Annotated in this window: 15 protein-coding genes and 3 pseudogenes; 11 read left to right on the plus strand and 7 right to left on the minus strand. The window is 36.9% G+C overall.

What is annotated here, in order from left to right:
- The first annotated feature begins 26 nt into the window (after positions 1-26).
- A complete protein-coding gene (locus tag ACJZU6_RS08330) occupies positions 27-2,411 on the plus strand; it encodes a DNA polymerase II (protein ID WP_408900064.1) in 2,385 nt (794 codons plus the stop codon).
- A gap of 141 nt (positions 2,412-2,552) precedes the next feature.
- The gene (locus ACJZU6_RS08335) at positions 2,553-4,442 is read left to right on the plus strand and encodes an acyltransferase family protein (protein ID WP_408900065.1); all 1,890 of its coding nucleotides are present in this window, start codon (positions 2,553-2,555) and stop codon (positions 4,440-4,442) included.
- Positions 4,443-4,501: 59 nt separating this feature from the next.
- On the opposite strand, the gene ACJZU6_RS08340 is transcribed toward ACJZU6_RS08335, so the two are convergent.
- Complete coding sequence (locus ACJZU6_RS08340) at positions 4,502-4,819, minus strand: hypothetical protein (RefSeq protein WP_107276333.1); 318 nt, start codon at positions 4,817-4,819, stop codon at positions 4,502-4,504.
- Between the two features lie 272 nt (positions 4,820-5,091).
- On the opposite strand from ACJZU6_RS08340, the gene ACJZU6_RS08345 reads away from it, so the two are divergent.
- A complete protein-coding gene (locus ACJZU6_RS08345; RefSeq protein ID WP_080157622.1) occupies positions 5,092-5,367 on the plus strand; it encodes a DUF1289 domain-containing protein in 276 nt (91 codons plus the stop codon).
- Between the two features lie 49 nt (positions 5,368-5,416).
- On the opposite strand, the gene rplY is transcribed toward ACJZU6_RS08345, so the two are convergent.
- Complete coding sequence (gene rplY / locus ACJZU6_RS08350; RefSeq protein WP_036794333.1) at positions 5,417-5,695, minus strand: 50S ribosomal protein L25; 279 nt, start codon at positions 5,693-5,695, stop codon at positions 5,417-5,419.
- A gap of 315 nt (positions 5,696-6,010) precedes the next feature.
- Here rplY and ACJZU6_RS08355 point away from each other — a divergent pair, with 315 nt between their 5' ends.
- Positions 6,011-8,146 carry a TonB-dependent hemoglobin/transferrin/lactoferrin family receptor gene (locus tag ACJZU6_RS08355; protein ID WP_408900066.1) on the plus strand — a complete coding sequence of 712 codons (2,136 nt, stop codon included), beginning with the start codon at positions 6,011-6,013 and terminating at the stop codon, positions 8,144-8,146.
- Between the two features lie 99 nt (positions 8,147-8,245).
- On the opposite strand, the gene gss is transcribed toward ACJZU6_RS08355, so the two are convergent.
- Positions 8,246-10,126: a bifunctional glutathionylspermidine amidase/synthase gene (gene gss, locus ACJZU6_RS08360; protein ID WP_408900067.1), complete on the minus strand. Its 1,881-nt coding sequence runs from the start codon at positions 10,124-10,126 to the stop codon at positions 8,246-8,248.
- Positions 10,127-10,429: 303 nt separating this feature from the next.
- Here gss and ACJZU6_RS08365 point away from each other — a divergent pair, with 303 nt between their 5' ends.
- Complete coding sequence (locus tag ACJZU6_RS08365; protein ID WP_408900068.1) at positions 10,430-10,711, plus strand: hypothetical protein; 282 nt, start codon at positions 10,430-10,432, stop codon at positions 10,709-10,711.
- On the opposite strand, the gene ACJZU6_RS08370 is transcribed toward ACJZU6_RS08365, so the two are convergent.
- Positions 10,704-11,881, minus strand: a protein-coding gene (locus ACJZU6_RS08370; protein WP_408900069.1) for an IS3 family transposase whose coding sequence is annotated in 2 segments (ribosomal slippage) — positions 10,704-11,623 and positions 11,623-11,881 — 1,179 coding nt in all. Because the reading frame shifts where the segments join, the coding sequence is not laid out codon by codon here. The genes ACJZU6_RS08365 and ACJZU6_RS08370 overlap by 8 nt on opposite strands.
- 61 nt (positions 11,882-11,942) lie before the next feature.
- On the opposite strand from ACJZU6_RS08370, the gene ACJZU6_RS08375 reads away from it, so the two are divergent.
- The 4 genes and pseudogenes from ACJZU6_RS08375 to ACJZU6_RS08390 all read left to right on the plus strand — a co-directional run bounded on the left by ACJZU6_RS08375 (position 11,943) and on the right by ACJZU6_RS08390 (position 15,133).
- A complete protein-coding gene (locus ACJZU6_RS08375) occupies positions 11,943-12,698 on the plus strand; it encodes a Mobile element protein (RefSeq protein ID WP_408900070.1) in 756 nt (251 codons plus the stop codon).
- Between the two features lie 358 nt (positions 12,699-13,056).
- On the plus strand, positions 13,057-13,938 hold the full coding sequence (lepB, locus tag ACJZU6_RS08380) for a signal peptidase I (protein ID WP_408900071.1): 882 nt from the start codon (positions 13,057-13,059) through the stop codon (positions 13,936-13,938).
- Between the two features lie 111 nt (positions 13,939-14,049).
- Positions 14,050-14,184, plus strand: a pseudogene (locus tag ACJZU6_RS08385) (S26 family signal peptidase); the annotation flags it as partial.
- Positions 14,185-14,629: 445 nt separating this feature from the next.
- Positions 14,630-15,133: a DUF4236 domain-containing protein gene (locus ACJZU6_RS08390; protein WP_327766497.1), complete on the plus strand. Its 504-nt coding sequence runs from the start codon at positions 14,630-14,632 to the stop codon at positions 15,131-15,133.
- Positions 15,134-15,820: 687 nt separating this feature from the next.
- On the opposite strand, the pseudogene ACJZU6_RS08395 reads toward ACJZU6_RS08390, so the two are convergent.
- Positions 15,821-16,025, minus strand: a pseudogene (locus ACJZU6_RS08395) (phage integrase N-terminal SAM-like domain-containing protein); the annotation flags it as partial.
- A gap of 263 nt (positions 16,026-16,288) precedes the next feature.
- On the opposite strand from ACJZU6_RS08395, the gene ACJZU6_RS08400 reads away from it, so the two are divergent.
- Positions 16,289-17,008: a hypothetical protein gene (locus tag ACJZU6_RS08400; protein ID WP_107250689.1), complete on the plus strand. Its 720-nt coding sequence runs from the start codon at positions 16,289-16,291 to the stop codon at positions 17,006-17,008.
- Between the two features lie 50 nt (positions 17,009-17,058).
- On the opposite strand, the pseudogene ACJZU6_RS08405 reads toward ACJZU6_RS08400, so the two are convergent.
- Both ACJZU6_RS08405 and ACJZU6_RS08410 read right to left on the minus strand, forming a co-directional pair.
- Positions 17,059-17,273 (minus strand): annotated as a pseudogene (locus tag ACJZU6_RS08405) (phage integrase N-terminal SAM-like domain-containing protein); the annotation flags it as partial.
- Between the two features lie 138 nt (positions 17,274-17,411).
- The gene (locus ACJZU6_RS08410; RefSeq protein ID WP_107276339.1) at positions 17,412-19,157 is read right to left on the minus strand and encodes a DEAD/DEAH box helicase; all 1,746 of its coding nucleotides are present in this window, start codon (positions 19,155-19,157) and stop codon (positions 17,412-17,414) included.
- Between the two features lie 281 nt (positions 19,158-19,438).
- Between ACJZU6_RS08410 and ACJZU6_RS08415 the strand changes: the two genes are divergently transcribed.
- On the plus strand, positions 19,439-20,032 hold the full coding sequence (locus ACJZU6_RS08415) for an NlpC/P60 family protein (RefSeq protein WP_080157610.1): 594 nt from the start codon (positions 19,439-19,441) through the stop codon (positions 20,030-20,032).
- Positions 20,033-20,083: the final 51 nt, after the last annotated feature.

Here is a 20,083-nt window from a genome sequence, read left to right on the forward strand (position 1 = left end):
CGTATCAAGGTTAGATTGAGGTTTCTTTGCAGTCACATTCAACTGGGTTTGTATTAACTCGTCAAAGTCGAGACATAAAAGGACAAACGGAAATTGTTCTGTGGGTGAAAACCGCCACGGGTCCTTGTCGATTATCTATTATTGGCGACAAACCTGTGCTTTTTATTTGTGCTCATCAGCAACAGCAAGCCATGGATATTATTCGAGCGATTAATATTCAAGTGCAATGGAAGCCATTAACCTTAAAAACATTTCAGCATCAGGATATCGTTGGTTGCTATAGCGATACTATTCGTGATAATTACGCCATTAGTAAAAGCTTACAAGCTGAGGGTATTCAGGCGTTTGAAGCGGATATTCGATTAGCTGATCGTTTTTTGATGGAACGTTTTATTCGCGGTGGGTTGGTTTTTACTGGTGAGGTAAGGCAGCGTAATGGATACCATGATGTATTATTTACAAAGGCTAAAGCGGCAGATTATATCCCTGATCTGAGTTTGGTATCACTGGATATTGAGTGTTCAGAAAAAGGTGTTTTATATTCGATTGGTTTTCATAGCCAGATGGACAGTCGCGTCATTATGGTGGGAGATAAGCCCGTTGATTATCAACCTAATTCTGAACTTAATATTGAATGGGTGGCTGACGAAAAAGCATTATTGTTGGCGCTAGAAGCATGGTTTATTGAGTACGATCCAGACATTATTATTGGCTGGAACGTGATTGATTTTGATTTTCGATTACTACTGCATCGCGCGGAATGGAATAAAATTAGCCTTCGTATCGGCCGAGGTAAACAAACCCCGCATTATCGACGTTCGACTCAAAATGCCAATCAAGGCTTTATTAGTATTCCTGGCCGAGTGGTCATGGATGGCATTGATACCTTAAAAACTGCATCTTATAATTTTCGCTCGTGGTCATTAGAAGCGGTGGCGCAAGAGTTATTAGGGGAAGGTAAAGCCATTCATAATGTGCATGATCGTATGGCGGAAATTAACCATATGTTTAAGCACGACAAATTATCACTGGCAACATATAACCTACAAGACTGTAAGTTAGTGACACGCATCTTTAAACAGACACATTTGTTAGAGTTTGCAATTGAGCGAAGTCGTCTTACGGGAGTTGAACTTGATCGTATCGGCGGTTCAGTGGCTGCGTTTACCAATCTTTATATGCCGCAGTTACATCGTGCAGGCTATATTGCTCCTAATCTTGAAAGTGATAATTGGATCGCTAGTCCTGGCGGTTATGTTATGGACTCTAAGCCTGGACTATATGATTCCGTATTAGTGTTAGATTTTAAGTCACTGTATCCCTCTATTATTCGATCATTTAGGATTGATCCAATGGGGCTGGTGGAAGGTTTATTGTTAGAAGAGGGAAAAGCTGAACACCAAGCTATTGCTGGTTTTCGTGGTGGTCAATTTCATCGAACACGTCATTTTTTGCCTGAGATGATTGAATCGTTATGGGCTGCTCGTGATCGTGCTAAAAAAGAGGGTGATAAAGCTTTCTCACAAGCAATTAAGATCATCATGAACTCGTTTTATGGTGTGTTAGGTTCATCGGGTTGTCGTTTTTTTGATCACCGCTTAGCGTCATCAATAACCATGCGTGGTCATGAAATTATGAAGCTCACTCGTGAGCTGATTGAAGAAAAAGGTTACGAAGTGATTTATGGCGATACAGATTCGACATTTGTTTCGCTAAAAAAAGCCCATTCTCAGCAAGATGCAAATCATATTGGTAATGCTCTGGTTGAACATATCAACCAATGGTGGCAACAACATTTACAGCAGCAATACGGCTTAGTATCAGCATTAGAAATTGAATATGAAACGCACTATCATAAATTTTTAATGCCAACAATTCGCGGCCAAGAAATGGGCAGTAAAAAGCGTTATGCAGGACTTGTGTGGCGAGGTGATAATGAACAAATGGTATTTAAAGGTTTGGAAACTGTACGCACAGACTGGACACCATTAGCTCAACATTTTCAGCAAACATTATATTCAATGGTCTTTCATGATCTCGATGTTGATGATTATGTGCGTGATTATACCAATCGAACGTTGGCTGGGGAGTTTGACGATCAGTTAATTTATCGTAAGCGTTTACGTCGTAATTTAGATGATTATCAGAAAAACATTCCGCCTCAAGTGCGCGCGGCAAGGTTGGCAGATGAAATGAATACTAAGCTAGGGCGTCCGTTGCAATATCAACATAAAGGTGCGATAGAATATGTGTTTACAACATCAGGTGCTGAGCCTGTTGAATATCGCCAAAACGTGATTGATTATAATCATTATTTAGAAAAGCAATTAAAACCTGTAGCTGACGGCATTCTTATTTTCATAGGAAAATCGTTTGACAACATAACGGCACCACAGTTAGGTTTATTTTAATAAACAACAATAGTTATGTATTAATTACTACATATTCATTCAATCTATTTTTGATTGTTTATTTATAATAATTTATTTTTTTTTAAACTATATGGTATTGCGTTCATATATAATCACCTTGATTTTTAATTGGTGATAACTATGAAATTTAGACATGATATAAATGGTTTAAGAGCAATTGCTGTTATAGCGGTTGTTCTTTTTCATTTTAATACTCCATTACTCTCTGGTGGCTTTGCTGGAGTAGATGTTTTTTTTGCGATATCTGGCTTTCTAATGACAAGTATTATCATTAGAGGAATAAATAATAATAACTTCTCAATTCTTTCTTTTTATAAAGCTAGAGCTATTAGGATTGTACCTGCATTACTCGTTATGAGTGTAACGGTCTTATTACTGTGTTATTTTATATTAATACCATTAAAGTTTGAACAACTTGGTCGACATGTTATGGGTAGCCTTAATTTCATGTCAAATATAACATATTGGAAAGAATCTGGTTATTTTGATACATCATCTCAAACTAAGTGGTTATTACATACTTGGTCGTTATCAGTAGAATGGCAATTTTATTTACTATATCCTATTTTATTAGTTCTGCTGAGTAAAATCTTCTCTCTAAATGTGGTTAAAAAAATATTAGTTATTATGACCATGCTTGGTTTTATATTTAGTATTTATGCATCATATTATTGGCCATCACCTGCATATTATCTATTTCCGACAAGAGCTTGGGAAATGATGATGGGGGGACTAGTTTTTCTATACCCTATTAATATGCAAGTATCTAAAAAGAAATATGTTGAATATAGTGGGCTATTTTTTATCATTGCCAGTTATTTCTTTATTTCAAAAACAGATATGTGGCCAGGATATTTGGCATTAATACCTGTTTTTGGAGCTGCATTAGTTATATTAGCTGCAAATCAAGATAGTATAATTACGAGTAATAAATATATACAAAAAATTGGCTTATGGTCTTATTCTATTTACTTATGGCATTGGCCTATTGTTGTTCTTGGTCGTTATTTAGATATTCAATATTGGGCTGTAATTGGTATTCCAAGCTCTGTATTATTGGGCTTTTTAAGTTATACCTTGATTGAAAAGAAACGGTTTGAATTAAAAGCTATTTTTATTCCTTATTTATTTGTGTTGCTTCTATCATATATTGTTTTATCACATATAAATATTTTTTATAATATCCCTAAATCAATATTTAAAGCTGTTGTGACTAATACGAAAACTGATCATAATGGTGCTTATACGTGGAGTAGGATTCGAAAACTGAATAAGCAAATAGACTTTATTACGCATACTAAAAATAAAGTGTTAGTGATTGGTGATTCGCAAGCGGGTGATTTTTTAAATGCTTTTTATGATGCGAAATTAACTAAAAATGTTGAAATAGTTACTCGTGTGGTAGAAGCAGATTGCGGGTTCTTCTATTTAACACCAAATGAACAAGAAAGTGCATATTTACAGTCGCCAACAATCAAAAACAGTACAATGTGGCAGAATAAATGTAAAAAATTCATAAAGCATGTTGATGATGGTAATGCGTTAAAAGATGCAAATGTGATAATTCTTGCTATGTATTGGCAAAATGTAAATATGGATTGGATATTTAAATCAATTGAAAATATTAGAAAGAAAAATCCTAATGCAGAAATATATGTAGTTGGAGGAAAATCTTTTAATACTCAGGTATCAACACTTGTTTACGATGCTTATCGTAAAAAAATAGATATTGGTTCTTATGCTGCGAAAAATATCGCAAGTAATAATAAAGAGAACAGGGTATTCCAGAATAAATTGTTTGAATCAAAATCAGTTTTAGCAAAGTATAATTATCATTTTATTAATATGACTAAGATTATGTGTCATAACGATAAGTGTGATGTTATTGATGGTGATAATAATATTTTCTATTCTGATCGACGTCATACAACTCGTGCTGGAACTAAGTATATAGGGATGCAATTAAATAAAATGCATATTTTTCCAGCTACAATAGTCAAACAGATGTAGTTAAGACATAATTTAGAGCGCGCTGTATTGAGCGCGCTTCTCTTTTGAACTAAAGACAATTAATCAAAATAAGTCACGTGTTTTACAGTATCAGTACTTGCTAAAATAGGGTCAAAATTAATAACACCACGATTTTGAGTACAAATCTTATAAACATTATCACATTCAAAAATCGCTAAAATTTCGTCATTAGCACGAAAAACTTCAGGTGGTAATTTTCCAATTTCACCAATACATTCAACGCCTTCATGAGTCCAGACTAATTTTTGAATACGTTTATCATTCGTTGGTTTTGGCGCTGATACATGTTCTGCAATTGATGAATAAACAGATTGTGCTTGATCAACATTTTTAGCCAATGGTACGAAAAAATCCATGGTTCCCTCCAGTTAATGTCTTTATTTTCTAATCAATAAATAGAAACATTTAAGTGATAAATAATTATCTGCCGTGACAATGCTAATAACCTTAGCAGAATTAGTGACTAAAAATCAACACACAAAAATAACAATTAATATTAACAATAAACACAATATTACTGCTTTAATAACATTATTTGGTGGTATATACGGTTACGATTTAAATGCGAATTGATGAGAATGGTTTATGATCAAGAAAGGAGAATAGAGTCATTCAAGAGTGAAGCAACATGGAGCAACTTGATTTTTTTGATGTGCCAAGTCCTTGCGTTGGCTGTTGCCAAGTCAATAATCGAGGTTATTGTAAAGGATGTTATCGAAGTCGGGATGAGCGATTTTATTGGCAACAGATGACTGCAGATCAAAAGATTAACGTTATAAAATTATGCCGACAGCGCTATTTACGTATTATGCGTCGTCAGCGAAATACTGATACTCAAGAGAGTAGTATTTCATCACCGCAACAACAATTTATATTTGATGATATTCAAAAATCGAAGCCATAAAAAAAGCACTCCGAAGAGTGCTTTTTTGAAGAGTTTTATGAACACGCAATTAGATGCGTTTAAAGTCCATGTGCTCAACCTTTGGCTTGTACACGTGACGTTGGATGTCTTGAGGCTTAACCTTAACTTCCTGGCCATCGATTACAAGAACAAAACCTTCGTAGAACTCAGGCTTATCCATTTGGTTGATGATATCACTGTGCTTAAGAGTGATAGCTACTGGTGCAGCTTCGCCACCGTAAACGATTGCAGGGAAGTGCTCAGTAAGACGTAGGCGGCGGCTCGCACCTTTACCAAGGTCTGTACGTACAATTGCATTAAATTTCATAATCAATACTCTTTGATTTAATAATTTACTAAGTAATGCGACCTTACTTAGTATCGTAAAACGAGCGCGCATACTAACAACCAATATTGTTATATGCAAGAACATTGGCTACGATTTTATCAGTTTTTATTGTTTTCGTCTGCGATAGATGGATATGTAATCAGCTGGTTTATTTTCATTCATTCAAATAGTTAATTAATTTAAGAATCTGCTTATTTTGATCGATAATACCAATGATAATGATAGTAATTATCATTTAGATATGTATAATCATCGTCGAATTACATTGTTGGATTATTGTTAAAGCAGGGAATTATGAACAAACAACTGACACTTATCGCTAGCTCACTCGTTATGGCATTTTCTTCACCATCACTTTATGCGCAAGATAGCGTTTCTCAATTTGATGAAATTGTTGTTTCAGGCACTCGAACAGAAGAATCGATAAAAAATATACCCGCCTCTGTTGCTAAAATTACTTCTGAACAAATGAATAAAAATTTAGCTACTGATGTAAAGCAAGCATTGAAATATGAGCCAGGGGTTTCAGTCAATGGTCAGGGTCGATTTGGTATGGAAGATATTACCATTCGAGGAATGAAAGGTAGTCGCGTTAAAGTATTAGTTGATGGTGTTGAACAACCAACATCTTATAACCCCGGCGCAAATGCAATGCGTAAAAATAGCAATAATTATGAAATTGATACATTAAAAGCAATTGAAATCAATAAGGGGCCAACATCAACCTTATATGGCAGTGATGCTTTGGGTGGCACAGTGATTATGCGTACTAAAAATCCTGAAGACTTATTAAACGGTGAATCATCGCATGTAGGTTTAAAGAGTGGTTACGCAAGTGCTGATGATCAATATAAGTTAGGTGTTGAAGCGGCTAAGCAAATTGGTGACTTAGAGACAATGTTCATCTATACCTACCGTAATGGCCATGAGACCGATGCTTATGATACTCATGACAACAGCAAAGGGATAAACCGTAAGTCAGCTGATCCATTGAATATAGAGTCGCATAATGTGTTAGCGAAAGCGTTTTATCAGATTAACAACGCTAACCGCATTGGATTTACGGGTGAGTATTATACGCGTAGTGCTAATGGCGATATTTTGTCTCGTGATGGTTATAGCGTTATGCCTGGGTTTACTTATACTAAAACTCGCGGTGTCGATGAGGATAATCGTAAACGATTTGGTTTTGAGCATGAATGGCTAGCAAATAATGCCGTGTTTGATTCATTAAAATGGCAAGTCAATTGGCAACAACAACATAGCCAACATGATAATTATGATCATACCGATATGTTTGGTAATCGTAACCGTTATCGTGAAGGGGAAGATACCAGTAAGCAATTTGATATTCAGTTTGCTAAAGCCATTGAGTTAACGCAATCACGCCACAAACTGACTTACGGTGCGACGATCGTCAATGATGAGTTTGATTTAAATTACATTGATTATAATGTAGACAATGGCACTTCTAAGCCTGGGCCGACGGAAGTGCCGAAGGCGAAATCTGAAAAACGTGGTGTGTTTATTCAAGATCAGATCTTCATGCTTAATGATAAAGCCGTGGTAACAGCTGGCGCACGTTATGATGAATTTGAAGCTAAGCCCGATTCAAATTCTGGTTTGGAAGATCATAAAAGTGAAGCGTTTACTGCCCGTTTAGGTGCGGTATATCATTGGAACGATAATTTCAGTACTTATGCTCAATACAGTCAAGGATTTAGAGCGCCAACACTGTATGAAATGTATTACGATAAAAATAATATTGCACATGGGTACATTATTAAATCAAACCCTAATCTTAAACCTGAAGAAAGTAATTCTTATGAGTTAGGATTACGTGCAGAAAATCGTATCGGTAATGTAACGGCATCTGTTTACTATAATGATTATTCTAATTTTATTCAGAAAGTGACAACAAACTCTAATAATATCGATATTACGACCAATGAAAATATAGATAAAGCCCGTATTTACGGTGCAGAACTATCGGCAAACGTGTGGTTAGATGAAATTATTAATGCCCCTATGGGTACCTATGCTAAAGCTACTATTGCCTACCAAGATGGTGAAGATAAAGAAACGGGTAAAACACTTGATACAATCACGCCGTTAACATCCGTTGTTGGTGTGGGTTATGATGCACCAAATGAAACGTGGGGTACTGCGGTAGATATTAAGATGGTTGCAGCAAAAGATAATTGGCAAGATAAAAATAATCTAAATGTTGCTGGCTACACCGTAGTTGATTTAACGACGTATTATCATCCAGTAAAAGATATGACTATTCGTGCGGGATTGTTTAATGCGTTAGATAAAGAGTATTGGGAATATCAAGATCTGGCAGGTGCAAGCAAAACGACTGATGGTATTGATCGTCGTAGTCAGCCTGGACGTAACTTTGGTATCAACCTTAACTACGATTTCTAAGCTTTTATGGGCTAAAAAACAGTAAGAATAAAGCCGTGTTATGATCTTTTTAATGTAAAGTTCATTAACACGGCTTTTTTGATTTTAACAATTAAAGCGTTATAGATTTTTTAGAAATGCACTGTCTTCGAGAACAATTAATGGTTCAATATCACTGTCTTTTTTGATGACCAATGAATTATCAGAACGCAAACAAACACCACCGTAATTACCATCGACAGTAAAAGTACAGACTTGAATATATTTATTAGCGACTTTTGGTAAACACCATAATTGCTGATAAATGTTCTTCTGGTCGTTAAATTGACCATCGGTTTTATCCAATACTGATTCATTATGGCTGACTAAATCGATATTACTGCCGCAACGCCCAGCAATCGGTTTAATTGCATAACCTGTTTGGCTGAGTTCATCTGTAATGTGAAAATCGGTATCCAATAAGTAATGATGATGAGGGAATAATGACCACAATACGGGCAGAATTGCTTTATTGCTTGGGATCACCGTCCATAGTGGCTCAAATACTTTGATTTCAGGGCGCAATAACACGTCAATTAAACGTACTTTTGTATCTGGATAGCCAGTATGAATCGGCACTGCTGCATATTCGGTAGAGCTAACTTCACGCACTTGATCTATGGCTGTTTCCCACGCCCATGTTTTCCAGACACATTCAATTAAACGTTCATTATCATCAATTAATTGCCCGGCTGGATTCCAGTGAATACCGTCTAATCCTTTCAGTATTTTGCTATCAATGCCTGCTAAAGTAAGGGCTTTTTGCATGAATAAAGCGTGATAATCTTCTTCGTCATCATCGTCTTGCATGATATGAACGAAAGAATATTTCTGACTGTATTTCCATACACTGGCAAGTTCATTCAGTAAATCTTCTGCTGGGCTATTTTCAGTAAGGTCGCCACCTTGTTCGGCCCACTTTTGAATTATCAAACAAGCTTCAGTATGGCAAGAGGCTGAGTCAGCATTGTATTCATAAACTTTCAAGCCATTTTCATCCATACAGAAATCTAAACGACCTGTTAGCATGCTATGGCGGTGTTTTTGCCATGATAAACGTAGCCGTGGCCATAGGATTTCTGGAATATCAAACAGTGCTAATAAATTATCATCTTGCAGCACTTTATCTGTTGCATGTAAGTACATCAGATGCAATTCATTGGTTGCTTTAGCCAACTCTTGTTCCGCACTTTCTGAAATAGTGAAATAGCGGTAGATATCATCATTGAGTAACTTGTTAGCATTAACGCGCGAGTACGTTTGTTCTAGCTCGTCATTACTATCTAACCAGTCGTTTGCAAACTGACCGCTATTTAATCGCCAAGCTGCTTGAATGTTAAGTAACTCAGGGGTAGGTGAGGGTTGGGGTAGGCTATAAGTTGCATCTGCATTGTAAGCCATCCAACCTAAAATTTCGGTATCATCAAAGGTATCTTCAATGGTGTAACCACCATCTTCAACATGTAACGTAAGTTCACGAGTCCATTGTTGACCTAGTGGTAAGGGAGCAAAAGTCACATTCTGTTCAGCAATCATTATTTTATCATCTTCAATATGAGTAATAATCGCAACGTGGCCTGTGTCTTGGAATTCCCCTCCTTTTTGCCAAATCAATAATGATCCAACAACTGGTTTTTGACGTGAACCATTTTCAAAAGCATATAAGGGTAAAATTTTATCGTTAACCACTTGGCGTAAGAACCGTAACGAGAAAATTTCATACGCCATTCCTACATCGGTAAACACCAATCCATAGTTGATATATAAAAAACGACGCGCAAACTCAACACACTGCCATTTATATCCCATGTATTCACCATGAACATAACTCCTCATTGCAGAGTCATCAGCATATTCATCTTCATCTATCGTACTGTAATCAGAAGAATAAATAGCGATACCCCCCGCTGCATAGCCGAGTAAAGTACCGAAAGGGGCATTGTTAGGATTATCTATATTCATGTTCTTGGCCTAGTTGATGGTTTAACCTTTTTCGACCGATGATGTGGCTCAGAATAGTGAGCGTTATTGAATGCATACGCATCAGGGGAGTGTTGAAAATAAAGGCTTTTCTATAAGCTAAAACTTTTATGGAGCGTTTTCAATACAGAACATAGGCTTGTAAATATATTTCAATGATATGGGCGTTTTGTGCAATGTGATGGTATCGAAAAGAGGATCTTGGAGAAACAATGGACAGCCATAACCTTGCACATCAACCATGAGCTACTATAGTTAAGCTTCAAGTTGCTTATGGTTATACGAATGACAATCTCAAGACGTAAATTGATCGAGCCTCAAATCACACCTTTTTATCATGTTATTAATCGCTGTGTACGGCGTGCCTATTTGTGTGGTGATGACCCGTATAATGGTAAAAACTATCAGCATCGTCGTGGTTGGATAGTAAATAAAATCAAACAATTAGCCGCTGTGTTTTGTATTGATGTGTGTGCTTATGCTGTGATGAATAACCATTATCATTTAGTGCTAAAAATAGATACTGAGCAACAACAAAAGTTAACTCCAGATGAAGTGGTCAAGTAAAATTGGCCACTGATTTGTATTCATTATTAAATCGGCGTTCTGATTCATTAGGCGTCAAGCCACCGTTATATTGATGGGGCCTGACTTGGTTGTAATATCGGATAATATATTCAGTGATCGCCACTTTAGCTTCATTCGATGAGCGATAACCCGCAGTTGGCATCCACTCTGTTTTAAAACTTCTAAAAAATCGTTCCATTGGGGCGTTATCCCAACAATTTCCACGTCGACTCATACTTTGTGTAATTTGATACCGCCAAAGTAATCGGCGATATTGTTTACTTGTGTAATGACAGCCTTGATCTGAATGAAACATAACACTTTTAGGCGCCCCTCGAACTTCATAAGCCATCGAAAGGGCTTTACCTGTTAGATCTGTATTGGGTGAGCCTGACGTTGCCCAACCAATCACTTTACGGGCAAATAAATCAATCACAACAGCAAGGTACAACCAACGTTGTCCTGACCAAATATATGTCACGTCGCCACACCAAACCTGATTAGGCTCAGTAACTGCAAACTGGCGATCTAATGTATTGGGAATATTTAAATGTTCATTTTCTACTTTTTTATAACGATGTTTTTTAACCTGACAACTGACTAATCCTAGTTGTTTCATGATGTTAGTTGCCTTATATCGACTTAACGGCACGCCTTTAGTCGTAACGATACCTGCAATTGTTCTGGCTCCAGCAGAGCCACTACTGGCACGATGTGCAGCCTTCACTTCACTAGATAATAGCACTTGCTCTTTTGACTGCGTTTTAGGCCGTTTAGTCCAATATTTATAGCTACTGCGATGAATATCAAAGACATGACAAAGGATAGATACAGGATAATAAGCTTTTAATTCATCAACTAATATGAAGTTTTGAATGAGTCCGAGGCCAAAAGAGCGGTTGCTTTTTTTAGTATTTCTTTCTCCATTTCAATCCGTTTAATCTTCTTCTCTAATTCACGAATTTTAAGCTGATCAGGCGTCATTGGTGTTGCTTTCGGTGTCATTCCACCACGTTCATCTTTCAGCTGTCGAACCCACTTATCCATTGTTGATTTACCAACATTCATTGCTTCCGCAGCTTCTTTTACAGAGTAGCCTTGGTCTAAAACGAGTTGTGCTGATTCTAATCGAAATTCAGGTGTAAAATTAGGGCGTATTCTTTTAGTCATAGTGTCACCTATTAAATTATGAGGTGATGATATCACCTCTAACTAGGTGGCCAAATTAACTATGCCACTTCAAGAAGCGGTAATATCACGCTGGTTACAGCTATTTAATGGTCATCCAATCGCTGTCGATTTTTTAAAAGATGGACAAATAGCGATAGATAAACAACAAGCATTATCAAATTTAGTGGCTGAATGGCAGCAACGATTGGGTAGTATTAGCTGGTTTATGCGCTGTCTTAATGAAGAAATTGCGCGAAAAGCCAATAAAGAAGATCAATGTAAAGGTGCATTTTGGGAAGGGCGGTTTAAGTCTCAAGCATTACTCGACGAACAAGCGTTATTATCATGCATGATGTACGTTGATTTAAATCCGATCAGGGCGGGAGTTACACCATTGCTAGAACAATCAGATTTTACCTCAATTCAGCAGCGTATTCGTGAATATAATCAAACGAAAACTCCCTTTAAACCATCCTCATCAAACAAAAGTCATTTCCAATTATTACCCTTTGTTGGCGCAGAACATCAAGCTAAAACCGCAGGGATAAACTTTGCTTTTGCCGATTACCTTGAACTAATTGACTGGACTGGTCGCTGTATTCGAAATGATAAAAAAGGCTTTATTGCACCTAATCAACCCAAGATTTTACAGCAAATGGGAATAACAGCAGATGCTTGGCTTGAACACAGTGAACAGTTTATGGAGCATTATGCCAATGTGAGTGGTAAATGGTCCCAAATGTGTGCTTTCAAACAACATGTAGGTGGGCATTGGTGTAAAGGGAAGTCAGCGAGTTATCAGTTACATCCTAATTAAATATAGCTTCTTTGAATGAGATAAAAATACTGCAATAACCATCAGGATTGTAGGCGTTGTTGATCCTGAAATATGGGAATAGAATCGATTTAACCAAGAATATAAAAATAAGCGGTAATTTTTACAGTAAAAGAGTCTGTTACTGGTGGAATAGTTTATTTTTTAGAGGCTCGATTTAGAAACTAAAATATTTGGCTGTCCAAATTGTTAAATTGTCCAAATTGTTATTAAAGTGATTACTAACACAGTGAGATCATAGTTTACGAAATCGGACCGTTTTATTTAGTACATTAATCATGTTTAATAAGACGTATTTTATTCATAGATTATTCTATTTAAACAGTTTTTGGGATTGAACATGCTTTCAGTATTCAACGCAGCAGAATTGTTCTCACTTATTCTTACTCTTGCGACCTTAATAACAGGTATTATGTTCGCGTTAGATAAGTTTGTATGGCAACCTAAACGAGCAGAGCTAACACAGGAGAGTGCATCAGGTTGGGTGGCTCAAGCTCGCTCACTGTTTCCTGTATTGTTTGCTATTTTGATTATTCGATCATTTATTATCGAACCTTTTCAAATTCCAAGTGGTTCCATGCAACCAACCTTACTTCCTGGTGATTTTATTGGCGTAGAAAAGTTCGCTTACGGACTACGCGATCCTATCTTCCATAAAACATTAATTCCAACGGGTAAGCCACAACGTGGTGACATTACCGTATTTATTGATCCGTCTAACCCAAAGATCGATTTAATTAAACGTATTGTTGGTTTACCGGGTGATACCGTTATTTACCAAAATAAAACCCTTTATATTAAACCTGCTTGTAATGGTCGAAAAGTCTGCCCTGTCGCGCAAGAAGTGCCTAAACAATATGTTGGCTTAACTAACTTTACTGAGCAAGGGGTGCGGTTAGATGAATACAACGAGCAACTAGGCAAAGTTAATCATCATATTTTGCGAGATCCTGCATTACCAGAACAACTTTACCGTTATTACCAACAGCCAGGTTCACCAATGGGCGTATGGGTTGTACCAAAAGGTCATTACTTTGCAATGGGTGATAACCGAGATAATAGTTTAGACAGCCGTTACTGGGGCTTTATGCCAGAGCAGAACTTAGTTGGTAAAGCGACCTTTATTTGGATCAGCTTTACCTTCAATCATGATGCAGGTTCAATGTGGCCGCATTGGTTACCTAATGGCGTTCGCTTCAACCGTATTGGTCGTATTCATTAGAACGACGACAAACAGTAAGCTTAAATAATAAAAACCGACGTGCAAATAACTCGTCGGTTTTTTTTAGATGCTATTTAAAATAAAAATATATGGCTGTCCCAAGTGATTGTTATGCCAGAACTGAACTTAGTTGGTAAAGCGACCTTTATTTGGATCAGCTTTACCTTCAATCATGATGCTGGTTCAATGTGGCCGCATTGGTTACCTAATGGCGTTCGCTTCAACCGTATTGGTCGTATTCATTAGAACGACGACAAACAGTAAGCTCAAATAATAAAAACCGACGTGCAAATAACTCGTCGGTTTTTTTTTGATTCTATTCTATTTAAAATAAAAATATATGGCTGTCCAATGTTTTGAATGTTTTGTTAATGGATACCCGAATTAGTATTAGGAATAAAGCTAAAAGGAATATATTTAATTTTGTGACTTATATCGGGTGGTAAATATAATAATATGTTTGATTTGTAATGTTTTTTGTATAATTACGAATAAAATACAGGCGCAGGTTCAAAGAACAAATTCGGGCAAGTCGTTAATATAATAAGTTGTTATAGCTCTTTACGATTCCTTTTCGAATTCAAAAATGAGCTATCTCTTGCACTATCTCAAGGCTAATTATCATTATTATTTTCATGGTTATTAAAACGTGATAATTTCAGGCTGAAAATTATAAGATTACAGGTTAGATATGGGCTTTAAATTTAGAAAAAGAATCAAAATTGCTCCTGGTATTAATATAAACCTAAGCAAAAGTGGGATTAGTACATCTATTGGAAAGCCAGGGGCAACGATCAATATTGGTAAAAAAGGAGTTAAGGCGACGGTTGGAGTTCCTGGTTCTGGTTTTTCATATAGCCAGAACTTATCGAAAAATTCCTCTCAAGGACAAGTATCGTCACCAAAAAATACAGGTTCACTTTTTACTAAAATATTAGTTGGGCTCGGTATTATTTTTATGCTTTCAGCCTTATTAAATGGCAATGACAGTGATGTTGAATTAGTTTATAAAACCGTTACAGCGAAAAGCTTGCGTGTTCGTTCTGAGCCATCAGCAGAAGCGAATATTGTAAATCAAGTTATTCGAGGTGATAGGGTAATTGTCGAGAGTAATCAAAATGGTTGGTCTTTAGTTAGTGATGGAAAAATTAAAGGTTGGGTAGCGTCTAAGTATTTAACTGATGGAACGCTATAATAATTGCATCACCATGATTTTCTACATTCGGCGTTGTCAGTTTGCCTTTAATTTTAGTGATTAAGGCATTAAAATTCAGCTAGGTCTGTATCGTAGCAAACGTGTTATGAAGGCGTTATGTTGCTACTGCACCTCAATCTAAAGTTATTAGGCAGGCTAAGCTGAAAAATAAGCATAGTTTTAAGTAGAAAATAGAGAGTAATTATGTTTATAAATACACAGTCTGAATTAAATAAAGCTAGTGAAACCCCTTCGGAAGGTGCTTCTGCTGAACTTCATATATCTAAAGCTATTGATAGATTCTATTATCGAAAAAATACTACTAATGACGTGAAAAAACATATGGCTGTCCAATGTTTTGTTTTGTTGAAAACATAGGACACCCATAACTTTCGTAATCCATTTTGATCAATTCTGACGGTACTCCATAAATGGTTGTAATCCGTTGAGCTAAGTATCGCTTGAGATCCTCTGTAGTTAATGTATCAGTCAATTTATTCAATATGAGTAATAGAGAATCTACTATTCAGTGTTATAGATTCTATGTTTCTACGTGAAATTTAACGTGTTTCACTGACGTCTTTAAGGCTCGATCACGCGTTGAGTAGATCACGGATAGTTCGTGCCTCACTTCCGAGATGACGGATATTAGGCTAAGGAAAAATAAACATAGGACACCCATCACTTTCGTAATTCATTTTGATCAATTCTGACGGTATTCCATGAATGGGTTTTAATCAGTTGAGTAAAGTATCGTTTGAGATCATTAGTGGTTAACGTATCAGGCGATTTATTCAATGGTGAGTAATGCGACGAAGTGCACGACTATAACCATCAATAGTAGCTGGACGTTTACCTTGTAAATTTAGGTGGTAACATATTGTTCATAAAGATAATCTTAACGTTGCTGTTGTTAGTGATTCATTTTTAATACTTCATTATAAGGAGTATTAAAGGTAGCTTAATCGCTGTCTGCTTTACTCTGCCGCACAGCGGCTTCGTTCAACAAATGCATCAGCACGATTTACTACACTCGGCAATCTCAGTTTGCCGGGTGTTTCTCGTTTTAAGGTGTCAATATTAAGTATAATTGCATAATAGTAAACGTGTTATGCAGGCGTTAACTGCTAATCAATATCAACAATAGGAATCCTTGTGGAATTTATAGATTTTATACCAGCAATGGTAACAGCGTGTATTGTGGGGCCTGCTGGCTTATATGTTAAAAATCGAGTGAAGAATCTAGCAACAAAACATGACTTTAATGGTGCAATAGAACAACTGAAAAAAAGTACTGATGCAGTAGAAAGCATAAAGAGTCAATTAAATGAAAAGTACTGGGTAAAGCAGCAGGTATGGGAAACAAAAAGAGTTGCTTATGAAGACATTTTGGAATGTTTACATTTAACGAAAAAATACTTAGATGAACAAATGTTATATATGAATGATTATTTGTATAGTTTTATTCATATTGGATCTGGCTGTTATGATTATGAAAATGAAGAACATCAGGAATCTTATGCTCAGTATGTTAAAGATGAACAAGATGCATTTAATGAAAAATATCAGTCTGAGGTTGCAATTAAGGCAAGTAAAGAATTATCAAATCATACAAGAGAAAGTTTCACAAATTTAGAAAGTGTATTCTCTATTAAATCATTGTACCTTGATCCAGAGCTTAAAGGTATTGAGGCATTGTTAAGTAAGCTTAGATCAAAACTTTATGACGAAAAGATATCTCAAGATGATAATGAAGATACCGGAGACTTTCTTGAAAGGTCTGTTGAACATCATAAAGCTTGTGGGATTCTTGTTAATGATATTATTGCTATAACTAGAGAACTTGCAATAAAAGATCTTAAATTGATAGATTGAAAAGTGCGCACATAACAGATAAGAAAAACATAGGACACTCATAACTTTCACAATCCATTACGATCAATTCTGACGGTGCTCCATGAATGGGCTTTAATTAATTGAGCCAATTATCAATTGAGATCATCGGTGGTTAACGTATCAGGCGATTTATTCAATGGTGAGTAATATGATGAAGTGCACGACTATAACTATCAATAGTAGCTGGACGTTTTCCTTGTAAAGTTAGGTAGGTAACATGTTGTTCATAAAGATAATCTGAACGTTATTGTTTGTTATTCCCCATGCTTTACCACTTGGTTAGAGTCCGATCACTAACTAACTTCTAGCCAACTATAAACTTCAAAACCAGTATCTTAGCTGTAAGACGAGTAAAAGTTAGTACAGCTAATCAGTTATTGCTTCAGCCTTTCTGATACTGATCCAAATCGAAAAGTTTATCGCGAATTGCCCAGAAGCGGCCACTTTTACGGGCAATAATGATTTCTGGTGGGCGTAATCGATGTTCGTTATTCGCCACTTTTGTCGGGGCGGTATCGGTAAAGGGGCGATGCCTATCCACTAAGTGCGGATTAATGAACTTGGTGAGAAAGTCACTTTTTTGAGTCTTAGTTGATAACTGCCAAATCTCGTTAATTTCATTGTCTTCTTCGCCAATATAAACCACTTTAAGTTGTGGCTTACCAAACTTATTCTTACCCGGTTCTAAGCGCATATCGGTGCATTTCATTATCATTGCATCTTTGAGCTTTAATGCTTCGCGTAGCTTTTTATCAGGGTCAACCATCACCGCATCACATTGATGACAGCGGCGAGCGGCAATGTCATTATCTGCGCCACATTCTTCGCAATATTTAGCGCGGAAACGGTAGCCACATTCTTCACGCTCACCCGTATCGTCATCTTCAAAATAGCCTTGGCAGCGTCGACCATAATGCTCAACGAGGAAGCCAGCAGGATCAAGCTTGCCCCAAAAGCTATTATTGAAACCACATGCAGGGCAGGGAACCATTACCACTTCACTGTCGCCATTCGGTTTAGGATCACCTACTTCAGGTTGATAGAGATCGTAACAGTTACCCGCATATTCAAGAATAAGGCAGTCTTTTTTACCTTCAAATAACCGTAAACCACGGCCGACGATTTGTTGATAAAGGCTAATTGATTCTGTTGGGCGTAATACGGCAATAAGATCAACATGGGGCGCATCAAAACCGGTGGTTAATACGGATACGTTAACAAGGTATTTGATTTTTTGTGCTTTAAAATCATTAATGATTCGATCGCGTTCATCAAGAGGAGTGTCGCCGATAACAAGTGCAGCATTTTCATGTGCGAGATAACCCATGATCTCTTGAGCATGATTAACGGTAGAGGCAAAGATCATAATACCGCGGCGATCTTTGGCGTAATCGATGACTTGTTCGATGATCATTGGTGTAGCGCGGCCTGATTGTTCAATCACACTATCAAGATCTGATTCTTTATAATGACCTGTATTGGATGGTGTCAGTGATGAAAAGTCATAACCTAATACCGCCATATCCATTACTTTAGGTTCAGTTAAAAAACCTTCATCAAGCAAGTAACGAATAGGTAATTCAAAAATACAATCGCGAAAGAAACGCTCGGTTTCCGTTTTTACTTGACCACGGGTATGGTATTTATAGATCCAGCCTGTACCTAATCGATAAGGGGTGGCAGTTAATCCAAGCACTTTGATATTGGGATTAACGGTTTGTACATGTTTGATAACTTTGCGGTAAGCGCTATTTTCATCATCAGGCACGCGATGACACTCATCAATAACCAGCAATGAAAATTGTTCATGAAATTTATTAAGACTGTTTGCCATTGATTGAACTGAAGCAAATACCACTTGTTGATCGGTTTCTTTTCGTCCTAATCCCGCAGAGAAAATAGCCGCTTTAAGACCATAGCTTTCATATTTAGCGTGGTTTTGTTCCACCAGCTCTTTTACATGAGTGAGCACCAGAACGCGGCCTCTAGCAATACGTGCTAATTCTGCGACAACGAGGCTTTTACCTGCGCCAGTAGGCAGAGCAAGAACGGCGGGTGTGCTATGTTTGCGAAAGTAATGAATGGTAGCGTTAACGCTATCTTGTTGGTAAGGACGTAAAGTATACATACAGCAAATCTATGACAAATGAACTGTTACTAGTGTACATTTAACCAGTGTTTTGGCAAGTGCTAACGGTTGCTAAACAGAGAGCAATAATTTACTGAATGAACGTCCAATTGGTTAGAGTGCGTAAAATAAAACTTGTCAAGGAAATAAGGTTTATTTTGAAGTAATAGCCGTGGTCGTTATTGAATTTATATATTGCATAAATAGGGCAATGTAGCACTAATAATAATGTTACATTGTAACTTAGCTATAATCTTTACTTATAATTAAAAATTCGACCAATGCTTTATATTTTCAGAATTATTATCGTTTTATCGGCATTTTTATCATGGTATGCCGCTGCGTCGACGACGCGAACGACTGCTCATGTAACAGTGCATCATGCTCGTATTCATCGTCATTACTTACATAAAAGTAAGCGACAAGGGCACACATTACACTATAAACACCATGTACGTAAGGCTCATCACCTTACAAAGGCACAAGAACGACGACATGTTCGCTTGGTGAAACGTAAAATTTTCCATGCTTATTATGGATGGAAAGGGACACCTTATCATTTTGGTGGCTCAAGCCATCGAGGGATTGATTGCTCTGCATTTGTGATGAAGATGTACCGTCAGGTATTTCATCGATATTTACCTCGAACAACGTTAGGACAGGTAAAGCTAGGTCGACGAGTGCGTAAGGATCAAGCCAAGTTAGGGGATTTAGTCTTCTTCAAAACAGGACGTAATGAACGTCATGTGGGGATTTATCTTTCTAATGGTGATTTTATGAACTCAGCAAGCTCGCGAGGGGTGTCTATTTCAAATTTACATCATACTTTTTGGAAGCGGCATTTCTGGCAGATTAGACGATTAGTTGCCATATAATATGTAATAAAAACGGAAGCTTTGAGCTTCCGTTTTTTTATGGCTGCAATC

Origin of the sequence: Photobacterium piscicola, from assembly GCF_046058925.1 — a bacterium.
Classification (GTDB): domain Bacteria; phylum Pseudomonadota; class Gammaproteobacteria; order Enterobacterales; family Vibrionaceae; genus Photobacterium; species Photobacterium piscicola.

What these genes read in the sequence shown, in the direction of transcription:
- ACJZU6_RS08335 (WP_408900065.1), top strand. Translation starts at nt 2,553, where the DNA reads ATGAAATTTAGACATGATATAAATGGTTTAAGAGCAATTGCTGTTATA.
- ACJZU6_RS08340 (WP_107276333.1), bottom strand. Translation starts at nt 4,819, where the DNA reads ATGGATTTTTTCGTACCATTGGCTAAAAATGTTGATCAAGCACAATCT.
- ACJZU6_RS08345 (WP_080157622.1), top strand. Translation starts at nt 5,092, where the DNA reads ATGGAGCAACTTGATTTTTTTGATGTGCCAAGTCCTTGCGTTGGCTGT.
- rplY (WP_036794333.1), bottom strand. Translation starts at nt 5,695, where the DNA reads ATGAAATTTAATGCAATTGTACGTACAGACCTTGGTAAAGGTGCGAGC.
- ACJZU6_RS08355 (WP_408900066.1), top strand. Translation starts at nt 6,011, where the DNA reads ATGAACAAACAACTGACACTTATCGCTAGCTCACTCGTTATGGCATTT.
- gss (WP_408900067.1), bottom strand. Translation starts at nt 10,126, where the DNA reads ATGAATATAGATAATCCTAACAATGCCCCTTTCGGTACTTTACTCGGC.
- ACJZU6_RS08365 (WP_408900068.1), top strand. Translation starts at nt 10,430, where the DNA reads ATGACAATCTCAAGACGTAAATTGATCGAGCCTCAAATCACACCTTTT.
- ACJZU6_RS08375 (WP_408900070.1), top strand. Translation starts at nt 11,943, where the DNA reads ATGCCACTTCAAGAAGCGGTAATATCACGCTGGTTACAGCTATTTAAT.
- lepB (WP_408900071.1), top strand. Translation starts at nt 13,057, where the DNA reads ATGCTTTCAGTATTCAACGCAGCAGAATTGTTCTCACTTATTCTTACT.
- ACJZU6_RS08390 (WP_327766497.1), top strand. Translation starts at nt 14,630, where the DNA reads ATGGGCTTTAAATTTAGAAAAAGAATCAAAATTGCTCCTGGTATTAAT.
- ACJZU6_RS08410 (WP_107276339.1), bottom strand. Translation starts at nt 19,157, where the DNA reads ATGTATACTTTACGTCCTTACCAACAAGATAGCGTTAACGCTACCATT.
- ACJZU6_RS08415 (WP_080157610.1), top strand. Translation starts at nt 19,439, where the DNA reads ATGCTTTATATTTTCAGAATTATTATCGTTTTATCGGCATTTTTATCA.